Below are 14,134 nucleotides of genomic sequence, written 5' to 3'. Positions count from 1 at the left end.
AGCTGCCCTTCCTGACGCCCTTGCCCTGGCCGGGGCCGAGGTCGACGAAACCCTGCCCGTCAGCACACCACGAAGGGACCGCCTGAATGGCCTCCGCGCCCTCCCCTCCGCCCTCCCACCGCACTCTCCCCGACCCCCTGCTGAAGGTCTCCGGCACCCGGCTCGAAACCCGGGACGGCACCCCGGTCCGGCTCCGTGGCGCCGGACTCGGGGGATGGATGAACATGGAGAACTTCAGCGAGGTGCCGGCTCCGGCAGGGCACTGAGCGGACGCGGCACACAGGATGGCTCGCCGCGCGGGCGAGCCGTCGGAGAGCCCCACATGGGTGAAAGCGGTCGTCCGGCCCTCTGCTCGGCACCACTGCCAAGCCCGGCGCGATCGAAGATGGCTGCGTTTCACTGGAAAGACCAACTACTTACGGTGGCCGTCGCGCTCACTCAGCCGACGGCCGAGGACTTCACGCGGACCACGCTCCAGTCGACTTCCGGGGTGGGCACCGCTGCGCGCTCCACTGCGGCGTCATGACGGAGCAGCTCGCGAGCGATCTCCCCGACGGCCCATGTGGGTGTGTTCGCGGCCAGAACCCGGCCCTCGCTGGTGATCACCACGGCTTCGCCACCCAGATGCCTGAGCGAGGGGATGACGAGTTGCTCGAAGGCGGCCACGGGGACGTCGGCCCCGACGACGCCGATGAACTCACCGAGCACCGTCAACGGCCGGGTGAACGTCAGGATGTAGAGGCCGGCGCAGTGCAGATCGACGTACGGCCCCATGACCGTGCCGTGACCCTCGTCGCGCGGAGTCACGAACCAGGGCTTGAGGGTGTAGTCGTAGAAACTCTCGCTCTGCGGGTCCAGGTTCAGCCGCAGTGGCCGGGGGCCCTGGTCACCGGTCCGCTGCCACCACTCGAGGTGGAAGGGGGCGTCGGCGAGCGCGTCGGGCGCCATGACGACACCCGTGCCGTTGAACCTGTCACCCTGCTCGCGCAACAGGGCCCGGATCGTCGGCCGTAGGGCGGTGAGGTCACTCGTCCCGGGACGCCTGCCCTTCCGGCCGATCGCGCTCAGGCGTTCGCGCGCTTCGGTCTCCAGGACGGTCAGCGCTGCGAAGACGGGTTCGACCGCGTCCCGGATGGAATCGCTGCACTGGACGATGCCGGTGGCTGGGGTGCTGGTCATCACTGTGCTCCGTCACGGAGGGCGGCGTGGGGGCGCGCCGCCGGATCAGGCATCGGTCAACCGTAGGTGTGTACGTACCAGATGGCGAGCTCCGGCAACCGTGTGTGCCTCGGCGAGGCGGCGCGCCTCGGCCGCGTCTCCGGCCATGATGGCCACCAGGATCTCGTGGTGCTGGTCGGCGAAGGCCGACGCGTCGGGCCCGTCGCCCCCCGGCAACCACAGGAGGGGCCCGAGTTCCGCCTGCAGCCTGACCTCCAGGCGGGTCAGCCGGACGGACTGGGCGGCGACGGCCACTTCGATGTGGAAGCGGGCGTCGGCCTTGCGGCGTTCGGCGGGGGACTCGGCCTTGCGCAGGGCGGTGACCAGGCGGTCCAGGCTCTTCGCCAGGTCCGAGGGGGCGCGTTCGGCGGCGAAGCGGGCCGCGGTGCCCGAGACGGCGAACTGCTCGTCGCCGAGATCGCGCAGTTCCGAGATGCCGAGTTCCTTGAGGCGGGCCTGGTGGATCCTGGTCAGACCCTCCTCCGGGCTGCGGATGAAGCTTCCGCCGTTGCGTCCGCGCCGCGTCTCCACGAGTCCCTGTTCGCGCAGGATGGCCAGGGCTTCGCGGACCGTGCCGTTGGCGACCCCCAGTTGGCAGGCGAGGTCGCTCTCACTGGGGAGCTGCTCTCCGTCCGCCATCAGTCCGATGGTGACCGCCTCGGCGACCCTGCGGACCACCATGTCTGCCCGGCCGGTGTCACTCAGGGGCGCGAAGGCGGCGCTCATCACCGGCGAGCGGCCGTCCACTGCCGCCACGGCCCCTCCTCAAAGGTCAAAGATCCGTAACGAGAGATCGTTCCCAGGCTACCAGTCAAACCGTTGTCCTTTGAACTTCAATGTAGTAGGTTTTCGCCCACTCGACCTGCCGGACACCCCGCCGGTCCTCGTCGGCGTCCCCCACGGCCCCGGCCCACCGCCATCCCGCTCACAGCGTGTTTCCCTCAAGGAGCCCGTCGATGAACGACGCCACGCAGCCCCCGCCGTCCCCCGCAGAAGCAGACGTCGACGCCCAGCGACTTGCCGCTCTCGGTTACGAGTCCGAGTTCAAGCGGGACATGAGCCTGTGGGCGAACTTCTCGCTGGGCTTCACCTACCTCTCGCCCGTCGTCGGCGTGTACACCCTGTTCGCCGCCTCCCTCATGGCCGGCGGACCGCCGATGATCTGGGCCTTCGTCATCGCGGGCGTCGGCCAGCTGCTGGTGGCCCTCGTCTTCAGCGAGGTCGTCGCCCAGTTCCCGGTGGCGGGCGGGGTCTATCCGTGGGCCCGGCGCCTGTGGGGTCGCAAGTGGGGGTGGATGACCGGCTGGATCTACCTCCTCGCGTTGCTCTCCACCATCTCGGCGGTCGCCTACGGCGCCGGACCGTACGTGGCCGCGGTGTTCGGTTTCGCCTCCAGCACCACGACGACGATCCTCTGCGCACTGGGACTGCTCCTGCTCGCGACGGTGATCAACTTCGGCGGCACGAAGGTCCTTTCCGCGGTCGCCGTGTTCGGGTTCGTGGCCGAGATCGTCGGGGCCGTCGTGGTGGGCGCCTGGTTGCTGATCGCCAACCGCCACCACGGTCTTGGCGTGCTGTTCGACGGCTTCGGCTCCCAAGGCGGCCACTCGTATTTCTACGCCTTCGCGGCGGCCTCGCTCATCGGCGTCTTCCAGTACTACGGCTTCGAGGCGTGCGGTGACGTGGCCGAGGAGGTGCCCGACCCCGGGCGGCGCATTCCGACGTCGATGCGGCGCACCATCTACATCGGCGGGGCCGCCGCGACGGCGGTGTGTCTCGCCCTCATCCTCTCCGTCAGCGACTTCGGCGCGGTGATCTCGGGCAAGGACGCCGACCCGGTGACCACCGTGCTCACGGACGCGTTCGGCAGCGGCGGCGCCCGTGCGGTCCTGGTCGTCGTCCTGCTGTCCTTCATCTCCTGCGCGATGAGTCTGCAGGCCGCCGCCAGCCGGCTGACCTACTCCTTCGCCCGCGACCGGATGATCGTCGGCAGCCGTCTGCTGTCGGCCTTCTCCGAGCGGCTGCGGGTGCCGCCGTACGCGCTGCTGCTCGCCGCGGTCCTCCCCGGGCTGATCATCGTGGGTTCCGCGTACTCCGCCGACGCCCTGGTGAAGATCATCTCCTTCTCCACCCTCGGCATCTACCTCGCCTTCCAGATGGTTGTCCTCGCGTCTCTGCGGGCGCGGCTGCGCGGCTGGCGTCCGTCCGGCGCATACCGGCTGGAGCGGTGGGGGATCCCGGTCACGGTCGGTGCCCTCGTCTACGGCGTCATCGGCATCGTCAACATGAGCTGGCCGCGCACGCCCGGCACGCCCTGGTACGACAACTACATCGTGCTGGTCAGCGGAGCGGTCGTGATGGGCGTGGGTGCCGTGTACATGGCCATCGCCAAGCCGCACGAGCGGGGGGACGCTCCGGCGGGAGACGCGCTGGCCGCTGCGGCCGCGCAGGAGCCGTCCTCGTCGCCCGCCGCCGTCTGAGCACCGAAACCCAGCTCTCCCTTCCCACCGTCGTGTGACGCGACGCCGAGATCCCAAGGTGGAACCGACATGCCCTCAACCCTGCCCACAAAGGCGCTCGTCGACGGCTCATGGCTGGACGGCGGCGCGGGCAGCTTCCCGGTGCACTCCCCGCAGTCCGGTGAGCTGATCGCGGAGGTGGCCCGCTGCGACGTCCAGGACGTCGAGCGCGCCGTGTCCGCAGCCCGCCGGGCCCAGCCGCACTGGGCCGCCACACCCCTCATCGAGCGGGTCAAGATCATGCGGCGCGTCCACGCGCTCTTCGCCGAGCGCGCCGAGGAGGTCGCCCGGGTGCTCACGCTGGAGATCGGCAAGACCGTGGCGGAGGCCCGCGAGGAGGTCATCGAGTACGCGGCCCCCGCCTGGCAGAAGGCCGGCGAGGAAGTCCTGCGCCACCGGGGCCTGTCGTTCCCCTCCACACAGGAGCAGACCAACAACAAGCGGCTGGTCATGAACTACCGCCCGCTCGGCGTCGTCGGCGTCATCACCCCCTACAACTTCCCCACCGACATCTCCTCGATCGCGCTGGCGCACATCGTCGCCGCCGGCAACACGGCCGTCTGGAAGCCCTCCGAGTACGCCCCGATCAGCTGCAACCTCGTGGCGGAGATCTTCACCGAGGCCGGCCTGCCCGACGGCGTGATCAACGTCGTACACGGATTCGGCGACGTCGGAGCGGCCGTCGTGGACCACCCGGGCGTCGACGGCCTGTTCTTCACCGGTTCCACCGCCACCGGCGAACGCATCGCCCGCGCCGCGGCCCTGCGCCCGCACCTGCTCGAACTCGGCGGCGACGGTCCCTTCATCATCCTCCCCGACGCCGACATCGACGCAGCCGTCGAGGCGGCGGTCAACGGCTGTTTCTACTTCGCCGGACAGGTCTGCACCTCGGCGGAACGACTCCTGGTCCATGCGGACGTCCACGACGAGTTCGTCGCCAAGCTGACCGCCCGTGCCTCCCGACTCCGCGTCGGCGACCCTGCCCTGGCGGACACCGACATGGGTCCCGTGCGCAACGAGGCGAGTCTGCGGCGCATCGCCGAGCACGTCGCGGACGCCCGCGAGCGGGGCGCCGACGTCGTCCAGTTCGGCAAGGAGGAGGGCCTGTTCTTCCCGGCCACCATCCTCACCGGGGTCACGCCCGAGATGCGCATCGCCCAGGAGGAGACCTTCGGTCCGGTCGCCCCCGTCATCAAGGTCTCCTCGGTGCAGGAGGCCATCGAGATCGCCAACTCCACCGACCTCGGACTGATCGCCTCGCTGTGGACGCGGGACCTCGCCACCGCCTGGCGCGTGGGCGAGGCCCTGCAGCACGGCACCGTCAACATCAACGAGACCAGCAACTACTGGGACCAGCTCGCCCCCTTCGGCGGCACCGGCAAGAGCGGCGTCGGCCGCGAACTCTCCGGCTGGTTCCTCGACACCTTCACCGAGTCGAAGCTGCTCGTCTTCGACCTCGGAGACAGCGAAGTGCGCAACGACCGCCGTGCCGAAGGGGGCTGGTGACCATGAGGAGGTCCCGACTCACGGCTGTTCTCGCGGCCACCGCCTGCGCGGTCCTCGTCACCGGTGTCTCCGTGGCGCAGGCCGGCGACAGGACAGCGGGGCACCGCTCCGGTCCCGCCGTCTTCACGCTGACCGAGCACGCCGACACCGACACGGTCGTCGACCTCGGCCCGCACGGCGACAGCATCGGGGACACGCTGGCCTTCGCCAACCCCGTCTACGACACGGCCGCAACGATGGTGGGCAGCGACCAGGGCTCCTGCGTCCGCACCGAGGTCGGCGTCGCGTGGGAGTGCAGTTGGACGACGACCCTGCACGGTGGATCGATCGTCGTCCAGGGCCCGTTCTACGACGCGGCCGACTCCACGCTCGCCGTCACCGGCGGAACCGGGAAGTGGCGCACGGCGCGCGGGCAGATGCATCTGCACGCCCGCGACGCCAAGGGAAGTGCGTACGACTTCACCTTCGCGGTGGAGCGCTGACCGACCGGCTCCGCACGCGTTACCTCTATTTCTGAATGTCATGGGCGGTGAGGATGGTGGGCGTACCGCTTGCCTGGCTGATGCATCGCCAGGATCTGCGTCTCACGTTGCTGGCAGGCCGCGGCGGCCTGGAGCGGGACGTGGTCTGGGCGCACAGCATCGAACTCGCCGACCCCGCACCGTGGTTGACCGGTGGTGAGCTGGTGCTCACCACCGGGCTCCGCCTGCCGTCGGACACCGGAGCCTGCACGGACTACGTCACCCGGCTCACGAAAGCCGGGGTGGCCGCTCTGGGCTTCGGGGTCGGTCTGTCGCACGAGCAGGTGCCCGAGGCGCTCGTCGGCGCGGCCGAGGAGGCCGGCCTGCCGCTGGTGGAGGTGCCCCTGCCCACACCGTTCGTGGCCGTCACCAAGGTGGTCATGGAACGTCTGGCTCAGCAGCAGTACGAGGGCGTCGTCCAGGCGTCACGCATCCAGCCGCGGATGACCCGGGCCGCGCTGCGCGGCGGGGCCCAGGCGGTGGTGCGGGAACTCGCCGTCTCCACCCGCACGTCGGTGGTTTTCCTGGACCACGACAGCAGGGTGCGCGCGGCTCATCCGCCCCATGGCGCAGCCTCCGGGGCCACCGTGCTCGCCGGGCTCGGCTCCGCGGAGCAGACGTCGGCAGCGGTGAGCAGCAGCCAGGACGGTGTGACGGCCGTGCATCAGGTCCGGGTGGGACCGCGTGTCCACGGCCGTCTGGTCGTGGCGGCCGAGCGGGCTCTCACGCCGGTCGACCACCTCCTGCTCGGGCACGCGGCATCGTTGGTCGCACTGGAGGCGGAGAAACCCCTGCGACTGCGCGACGAACAGAACCGTGTCAACGGCCTGTTCCTGCGGTTGCTGCTGGACGGTACCGTCGGCGCATCCCTGGCTCGGGACCATCTGACCGAGGCGGGTTTCCCCGTCCGTGACGGCATCCGTGTTCTCGCCCTGCGCGGCGGCAGCCCACGCCAGTGCCTTCAGGCCCTGGGGGATGAGCTGGCCGAGCGTGGCCTGCCCCTGTTCGGCCGTGTGCACGCCGCATGCGCGGCGGTGCTGTTGCCGGCCGGTCACGCGGCCACGGCACAGACGGCCATGGACGGCGCGCGTGCGCGGCTGAGGTCGTCCACCTGGGCCGGCTTGAGCGCCGTACACGATCTCACCGACGGGCCCGCGGCCCTGACCGAGGCCTTGAACGCCGCTTCGGTGGCCCAGGCCCGCGGCGGCCAGGCCGTGGTGCCGTTCGAGTCCCTGGCCGGCCAACTCCTCGCCGCCACCCCTCAGACGAGGAAGATCCTCGCGACACTGGCCGAGACCCAGCTGGCCCCGCTCGCCGCACACGACACCGCACACGGCACCCACCTGCTCCCCACGCTGCGCGCCTTCCTGGAGCACCACGGCCAGTGGGAGGCCGCCTCTACGGCTCTCGGCGTGCACCGGCACACCCTGCGCAGCCGCATCGAGCGGGTGCGCGTACTGCTCGGCGCGGACCTCGACTCGGCGCACGTGCGCGCCGAACTCCTGCTGGCGTCGTCCGCCTGGCAGGAGCCCGGCGGCAGCGACCGCACCGGCTGACGCAGCGTCACACGATCGCGGCCGGCTCCTTGGCGATGGCCTCTGCCAACACCGTCAACCCCTCCTCCAGCAGGGCGTCCGAGATCGACAGAGGCGGCAGGAACCGCAGCACATTGCCGTAACTGCCCGCCGTCAGGACCAGCAGCCCGTCCTCGTGGCAGCGCCTGGCCACACGGGCGGCGAGGTCGGGAGCGGGCACCCGGTCACCCTCAGGCTCCACGAGTTCGATCGCGATCATGGCACCCCTGCCCCGGACGTCACCGATCACGTCATACGCGTCGGCGAGCTCGCCCAGGCGGCCCAGCATGATGTCGCCGATCTCCCGGGCCCGTCCCAGCAGGTCATGCGCCTCGATCTCCTCGAAGACACCGAGCGCCGCCTCACAGGCCACCGGGTTGCCGCTGAACGTCCCGCCCAGGCCGCCCGCCGGGGCCGCGTCCATGAGCTCGGCGCGGCCGGTCACCGCACCCAGCGGCAGCCCGCCGGCGAGTCCCTTGGCGGTCGTGATCAGATCGGGCCGGATGCCCTCGTGCTCGCAGGCGAACATCCGGCCGGTGCGCGCGATGCCGGACTGGATCTCGTCCACGATCAGCAGGATGCCCCGCGCCCGGCAGATATTGGCGACGCTGCTCAGAAAACCCGGAGCCGGGACGACGAAGCCACCCTCGCCCTGGATCGGCTCGATCAGGACAGCGGCCACGTTCTCCGCACCCACCTGACGGTCGAGCAGATCCGCGAGCGCGTACGCCGCATCCTCGGCGCACCGGGCGGGTCCGGTGGGCCAGCGGTAGGGGTAGGCCATCGGCGCCCGGTGGACCTCGGGTGCGAACGGTCCGAAGCCCTGCTTGTACGGCTTGTTCTTGGCGGTCAGGCTCATGGTGAGCAACGTGCGTCCGTGGAAGGCGTGGTCGAAGACGACGATGCCGGGGCGGCCGGTGGCGGCGCGGGCGATCTTGACGGCGTTCTCCACCGCCTCGGCGCCGGAGTTCACCAGGATCGTGCGCTTCTCACCGGGGACGGGCGCCAGCTCGTTCAGCTTCTCGCACACATCCAGATACGACTCGTACGGGTTGACGAGGAAACACGTGTGCGTGAACCGGCGCAGCTGCGCGGCCGCCCGCTCCGCCACCGCCGGGGCGGAGTTGCCGACCGTGGTCACCGCGATGCCGCTGCCGAAGTCGATGAAGGAGTTGCCGTCCACGTCGACGATCACCCCGCCTCCGGCCGCCTCGACGAACACGGGCAGGGTCGCGCCGACTCCGGCCGGCACCAGGCTGCGCTGACGGGCCAGCAGTTCACGGGAACGCGGGCCCGGGATCTCACTCACGACGCGTCGCACCTGCGCGAGATCGGGACCGCCGACCGGCTGGGAAACACCGGACATGAAGCGTCCTCCGGGGTGTGCGGGGATGGGAACGCCGAGCCAAGCACCGCCGCGATCCCACAGCCATGGACGGAACGGAGTGCTCTGGTGGCAGGACACAGGACATCTCGTCGAGTGCGGCGCCGCCATCAGGTCCCGAGAATGACGACACTCACGAGCCCGAGGCGCCCACGCGGCGGAGACGGACGTAGGAGAAGGGAAGGCCGATGCCACAGAACGCGGGCAGCAGCACGACAGCGGGCGGACTGTCCCGGTCCGCCCGGTCCCTGCGCCACCTGATCGCGGGGGAGTGGCGAACCGGGGACGGCGACGAACTGGTCGACGTCAGCCCGGCGCGTCCCCACGAGACCGTGGCCACCGGACGACTCGCCCAGGACCGCGACCTCGACCAGGCGGTAGACGCCGCACGGGACGCCTTCCCCCGCTGGGCGGCCACCCCCCATCACCTGCGCGCCCGGATCCTGGACCGGGCCGCCGACATCCTCGACGCACACGCCGAGCCGTGGGGCGAGGAACTGTCGTGGGAGGAGGGCAAGACCCGGGCCGAGGGCATCGGCGAGGTGCGGCGCGCCGCCGAGATCCTGCGCTACCACGCGAGCGAGGCGTCGCGCCCGGCCGGCGAAGTGTTCGCCTCGCCACGGACCGGTGAGCAGATCCACGTGATCCACCGCCCGGTGGGTGTCATCGCCGTCGTCACCCCCTTCAACTTCCCCCTCGCCATCCCGGCGTGGAAGATCGCCCCTGCCCTCAGCTACGGCAACGTGGTGGTGTGGAAGCCCGCCGCCCTGGTGCCACTGCTGGCGGTACGACTGGCCGAAGCCCTGGTCGAGGCCGGGCTTCCCGAGGGAGTGCTGTCGCTGCTGATCGGCGACGGCGCCCTGGGCGGCCGGCTCGTCGAGCACCCGGGGGTGGACGCGGTGACGTTCACCGGGTCGACCTCCGTCGGCCGGAGTCTGATCGCGGCCTGCGGCCGGCTGGCCCGCCCCGTCCAGACCGAGATGGGCGGCAAGAACGCGGCCGTCGTCCTGTCCGACGCCGACCTGGAACTGGCAGCGGGTGAGGTACTCGCCGGAGCCTTCCGTTCTGCGGGCCAGAAGTGCACCGCCACCTCCCGGCTCGTCGTTCAGGAGCCGGTCGCCGACGAGTTCCTGGCCCTGCTCACCAAGCGGGCCGCGGCCCTGCGCGTCGGCGACCCCCTGGAGGAGGGCACCGAAATGGGCCCTGTGGTCTCGCTCAAGGCCCGGGACGACATCCAGCGGGCCATGGATGCCGGGACCGCACGCGCGGGCGTCGACCTCCTGACGGGCGGCCGACCGTACGACGACGACCGTATGACGGGGGCCTTCCTGCCGCCCACCGTGGTCGAACTGGCGGGAGACGACCCGCTGTGGCGGGAGGAACTGTTCGGCCCGGTGCTCTGCGTCCGCCGGGCCCGCGACATCCAGGAGGCGTTCACCCTGGCCGACGACAGCGACTACGGGCTTTCGGCGGCCGTCTTCACCGACGACCTGCGGGCCGTGGCCGCCGCCATCGAACAGGTGGACGTCGGCGTCCTCCACATCAACTCCGAGACGGCCGGGGCCGATCCGCACGTCCCCTTCGGCGGAGCGAAGCAGAGCGCGTACGGTCCCAGGGAACAGGGGCGCGCGGCACGCGAGTTCTTCACCCGCACCAAGACGGTGTACGTACGCCCGTCACAGTGGCGGGAACAGTGACCGCGGCAACCGGCGGGCCCCTGACCGGTGTGCTGATCGCTGACTTCGGGCGTGTCCTGGCCGCCCCGTACGCCACGATGCTCCTGGCCGACCTCGGCGCCGATGTGATCAAGGTCGAACATCCGGTCGCCGGGGACGACACGCGGGCCTGGGGTCCGCCGCACGCCCACGGCGAAGCCACCTACTACCTGTCGGTCAACCGCAACAAGCGCTCCCTCGGCCTCGACCTGCGCGACGAGCGGGACCTGCGCAGGGCGACCGAGTTGGTACGTCGCGCCGACGTGCTCTTCGAGAACTTCCGGCCCGGGACCATGGACAAGTACGGGCTCGGCCACGACCGGGCCCGCGAGCTCAACCCCGGCCTCGTGTACTGCTCAGTCACCGGCTTCGGCGCCGGGGCGGGGGCCGCTCTGCCCGGCTACGACCTGCTGATCCAGGCGGTCGGCGGCCTGATGAGCGTCACCGGGCCGGTGCCCGGGCAGCCGGTGAAGACGGGTGTGGCTCTCGTGGACGTCCTCACCGGACTGCACGCGACGATCGGCGTCCTGGCCGCCCTGCGCCACCGCGAGGCCACCGGGGAAGGGCAGCACGTCCAGGTCGATCTCCTGTCCTGTCTGCTGTCCAGCCTGGTCAACCAGTCCGGCGGCTACACCCTGGCCGGTCAGGTGCCGGGCATCCTGGGCAACCGCCATCCCTCGATCGCGCCGTACGAGGTCTTCCCGACGAAGGACCGGCCGATGGTGCTGGCCGTCGGAAACGACCGGCAGTTCCGCGCCCTGTGCCAGGGGCTCGAGGCACCGGCCCTGGCCGAGGATCCCCGTTTCGCGACCAACACCGACCGGGTGACACATGTGGACGAACTCGCCGAGTGGCTGGGGCGGTTGCTGTCGGCGCGGACCGCGACCGACTGGTTCGACCGCCTCACCCCGCTGGGTGTGCCCTGCGGTCCCGTGAACGATCTGGCCCAGGCTTTCGACCTGGCCGAACGCCTGGGCCTCGGCCCGCGCGCCACCGTGACCGGACCGGACGGCGGGCCGATGGACCTGGTGGCCAACCCGATCGGCCTGTCCAGCACCCCGCCCCGCTACGAACGCCGTCCACCCCGGCTCGGCGAGCACACCGAGGACCTCACCGCCTGGCTGGACTCATGACCCGCCCTCCCCGCCATCCCCGACCGACCAACACCGCCCCCAGGAGCACACGATGAGCGGCGCCAAGCCGATGAAGGACCCCCTCGACCTGATCGACCTCGCCTCCGTCCTCACCGACGAGGAGCGCGAGATCCAGGCGACCGTCGCCAAGTTCCTCGCCGACCGCGTGCGCCCGCACATCGGCGAGTGGTTCGAGAACGCCCACTTCGCCCGCGAACTCGCCCCGGAACTCGGCAAGTTGGGCGTGCTCGGCATGCACCTCGACGGGTACGGCTGCGCCGGCACCAACGCCGTCTCGTACGGACTGGCCTGTCTGGAGCTGGAGGCTGCCGACTCCGGCTTCCGCAGCTTCGTCTCCGTACAGGGCTCGCTGTCGATGTTCTCCATCTGGAAGTGGGGCTCGGAGGAGCAGAAGCTCGAGTGGCTGCCCCGGCTCGCCGCCGGTGAGGCGATCGGCTGCTTCGGACTGACCGAACCCGACTTCGGCAGCAACCCCTCGGACATGCGCACCCGGGCCGTCCGCGACGGGGACGACTGGGTCCTCAACGGCTCCAAGATGTGGATCACCAACGGCGGCATCGCCGACGTGGCCACCGTCTGGGCGCAGACCGAGGACGGCATCCGCGGCTTCCTCGTACCGCGCGGCACCCCGGGCTTCACCACCCAGGACATCAAGCAGAAGATGTCGCTGCGGGCGTCCGTCACCTCGGAGCTGTACTTCGACAACGTACGGCTGCCCGACTCGGCGCGGCTGCCCCTCGCGGCAGGCTTGCGCGGGCCGCTGTCCTGCCTGAACGAGGCCCGCTTCGGCATCCTCTTCGGCGCGGTCGGCGCAGCCCGCGACTCGATCCGGACGGCCCTCGACTACGCCGACGCGCGCGTCCAGTTCGGCAGGCCCATCAGCGGCTTCCAACTCACCCAGAAGAAGCTCGCCGACATGAGCGTCTCCCTGGGCAGCGCCGCACTGCTCGCCCTGCACCTCGGCCGGCTGAAGGACCTGGGCCGCATCCGCCCCGAGCAGATCAGCGTCGGCAAACTCAACAACGTCCGCGAGGCCATCGCCATCGCCCGCGAATGCCGTACCGTCCTGGGCGCCAACGGCATCTCCCTGGAGTACTCGCCGCTGCGCCACGCCAACAACCTGGAATCCGTCCTCACCTACGAGGGCACCAGCGAGATCCACACCCTCGTCATCGGCCAGGCCCTGACCGGCCAGGCGGCGTACCGCTGACCGGCCCCAACAGCTGCAATGCCGTCCCGCTCCCCTGAATCCAAGGAGCCGCTGCAGACACGTAGGCCCCGGAACTACGTAGCGGATACGTGTTCGTCCGAATGTGGGGGGCGGGCGGAAGGCGGAGGGTGGAGCCTCATCTACCTGCCCTCATGCGGAAAAGAGGTGACCACGATGACCGGTCGGGACGCCGAAAGCCGTGGGAAACCGGGTCTTCGTCATGGACGTTTCGTTCGCCGGACGTTGCTCGCCGGACTGCCGTGGGCCGCCCGACGCGCCGGCGGCGGGGAGTGACCATGGAACTGCGCGAGCTCGAGTGGTTCACGACCCTGGCCGAGACCGAGCACATGACGGATGCCTCGCTGCGCTTGAACGTCAGCCAGCCCACCCTGTCGCGAGCCTTGGCCCGGCTCGAGCGCAAGCTGGGCGTGAAGCTTTTCGACCGTCATCACAGCGGGCTGCGGCTCAACAAGTACGGGGAGATCTTCCAGGCCCACGCTCTACGGGCCATGAGCGAGCTCGACAGGGGAGAGGAGCGGATCGTCACTCTGGTCGATCCGGAGCGAGGCTCGGTATCGCTCGGATTCCTGCACTCGTTCGGTGGATGGCTGGTGCCCGACCTCTTGAACCGCTATCGCAAGCTCGCCCCGAGCACGTCATTCGAGCTGCGCGGTGGCGCCTGTGACGCCGTGATCGACGACGTACGTCGAGGGAACATCGACATCGGCTTCGTGGCTCCCGAACCGGTCGCGGACGATCTGGACTGGATCCCGCTCGGGCGCGAGCCGCTGTGCCTCGGTGTTCCGCCGGGTCACGTGTTCGAGGGCCGCGACCAGGTGGCGATCGCCGACCTTGTGCACGAGCCGATGGTCGCTCTCAGGGCCGGGTTCGGTCTGCGTCACGTCACGGACCGCCTGTGCCGTGAAGCAGGGTTCAGTCCCCGTGTCGAGATCGAGGTGACCGAGCTCTCCACCCTCCATGCTCTGGTGGCGGCGGGAATGGGTGTGGCTGTCGTGCCCGCACCAAGAACGGGGCACACTCCGGGACCCACGATCCGCGGCATCCCGTTCAGTGACCCGACCGCCTTCCGGCACTACGGCGCGGTCACCCGGCGGTGCGGGCCGAGCGGCCTGGCCGCGAGGCGCTTTCTGAAGTTCGTCGCCAGAGGCTCGACGCCTCCCTCGCAGTCAGGCCGACCGGCAGGCAAAGAAACCGTGACGGGAGCGCTCACGGCAACCAGGACCGCCTGATCGAACTGGTCGGGCCGGACCCGCCGCCGGCGTGAGTGGCCCCGGACACTCTCGCGTCCCGCCCGTCCGGCAGAGGGGCGGGC

At 70.5% G+C, this 14,134-nt stretch carries 12 protein-coding genes; 9 read left to right on the top strand and 3 right to left on the bottom strand.

Going from position 1 to position 14,134, the window contains the following annotated elements:
• Positions 1–86 precede the first annotated feature (86 nt).
• Positions 87–266, top strand: a complete 180-nt coding sequence (locus ACIBJB_RS08265) for a hypothetical protein (protein ID WP_398927771.1) — start codon at positions 87–89, stop codon at positions 264–266.
• Between the two features lie 172 nt (positions 267–438).
• On the opposite strand, the gene ACIBJB_RS08260 is transcribed toward ACIBJB_RS08265, so the two are convergent.
• Positions 439–1,179 carry a cache domain-containing protein gene (locus ACIBJB_RS08260; RefSeq protein WP_398927769.1) on the bottom strand — a complete coding sequence of 247 codons (741 nt, stop codon included), beginning with the start codon at positions 1,177–1,179 and terminating at the stop codon, positions 439–441.
• 45 nt (positions 1,180–1,224) lie between these two features.
• Positions 1,225–1,974 (bottom strand): FadR/GntR family transcriptional regulator, encoded by a 750-nt coding sequence (locus ACIBJB_RS08255; RefSeq protein WP_398927767.1) that lies wholly within the window; start codon positions 1,972–1,974, stop codon positions 1,225–1,227.
• Between the two features lie 200 nt (positions 1,975–2,174).
• Here ACIBJB_RS08255 and ACIBJB_RS08250 point away from each other — a divergent pair, with 200 nt between their 5' ends.
• The 4 genes from ACIBJB_RS08250 (at position 2,175) to ACIBJB_RS08235 (ending at position 7,320) form a co-directional block, all read left to right on the top strand.
• Positions 2,175–3,698 carry an APC family permease gene (locus tag ACIBJB_RS08250; RefSeq protein WP_398927765.1) on the top strand — a complete coding sequence of 508 codons (1,524 nt, stop codon included), beginning with the start codon at positions 2,175–2,177 and terminating at the stop codon, positions 3,696–3,698.
• A gap of 69 nt (positions 3,699–3,767) precedes the next feature.
• A complete protein-coding gene (locus ACIBJB_RS08245) occupies positions 3,768–5,243 on the top strand; it encodes an aldehyde dehydrogenase family protein (protein WP_398927763.1) in 1,476 nt (491 codons plus the stop codon).
• A 2-nt stretch (positions 5,244–5,245) separates the two neighbouring features.
• Positions 5,246–5,725: a dirigent protein gene (locus tag ACIBJB_RS08240; protein ID WP_398927761.1), complete on the top strand. Its 480-nt coding sequence runs from the start codon at positions 5,246–5,248 to the stop codon at positions 5,723–5,725.
• Positions 5,726–5,778: 53 nt separating this feature from the next.
• Positions 5,779–7,320, top strand: coding sequence for a PucR family transcriptional regulator (locus tag ACIBJB_RS08235; protein WP_398927759.1), 1,542 nt, complete (start codon positions 5,779–5,781; stop codon positions 7,318–7,320).
• A 7-nt stretch (positions 7,321–7,327) separates the two neighbouring features.
• Here the strand turns inward: ACIBJB_RS08235 and gabT are convergent, their stop codons facing one another.
• Entirely contained in the window at positions 7,328–8,704 is a 1,377-nt protein-coding gene (gene gabT / locus ACIBJB_RS08230; RefSeq protein ID WP_398927757.1) for a 4-aminobutyrate--2-oxoglutarate transaminase, read from the bottom strand.
• A gap of 206 nt (positions 8,705–8,910) precedes the next feature.
• On the opposite strand from gabT, the gene ACIBJB_RS08225 reads away from it, so the two are divergent.
• From ACIBJB_RS08225 to ACIBJB_RS08210, 4 genes are all read left to right on the top strand, one after another.
• Positions 8,911–10,419 carry an aldehyde dehydrogenase family protein gene (locus tag ACIBJB_RS08225; RefSeq protein ID WP_398927755.1) on the top strand — a complete coding sequence of 503 codons (1,509 nt, stop codon included), beginning with the start codon at positions 8,911–8,913 and terminating at the stop codon, positions 10,417–10,419.
• On the top strand, positions 10,416–11,570 hold the full coding sequence (locus tag ACIBJB_RS08220; RefSeq protein ID WP_398927753.1) for a CaiB/BaiF CoA transferase family protein: 1,155 nt from the start codon (positions 10,416–10,418) through the stop codon (positions 11,568–11,570). Before ACIBJB_RS08225 ends, ACIBJB_RS08220 begins: the two co-directional genes overlap by 4 nt.
• 52 nt (positions 11,571–11,622) lie before the next feature.
• Positions 11,623–12,801 (top strand): acyl-CoA dehydrogenase family protein, encoded by a 1,179-nt coding sequence (locus ACIBJB_RS08215; protein ID WP_398927751.1) that lies wholly within the window; start codon positions 11,623–11,625, stop codon positions 12,799–12,801.
• Between the two features lie 296 nt (positions 12,802–13,097).
• The gene (locus ACIBJB_RS08210; protein ID WP_398927749.1) at positions 13,098–14,051 is read left to right on the top strand and encodes a LysR family transcriptional regulator; all 954 of its coding nucleotides are present in this window, start codon (positions 13,098–13,100) and stop codon (positions 14,049–14,051) included.
• Positions 14,052–14,134 lie beyond the last annotated feature (83 nt).

This window comes from Streptomyces sp. NPDC050759 (assembly GCF_044456945.1).
Lineage (GTDB): Bacteria > Actinomycetota > Actinomycetes > Streptomycetales > Streptomycetaceae > Streptomyces.
This window is presented reverse-complemented; position numbering and strand designations above follow the sequence as displayed.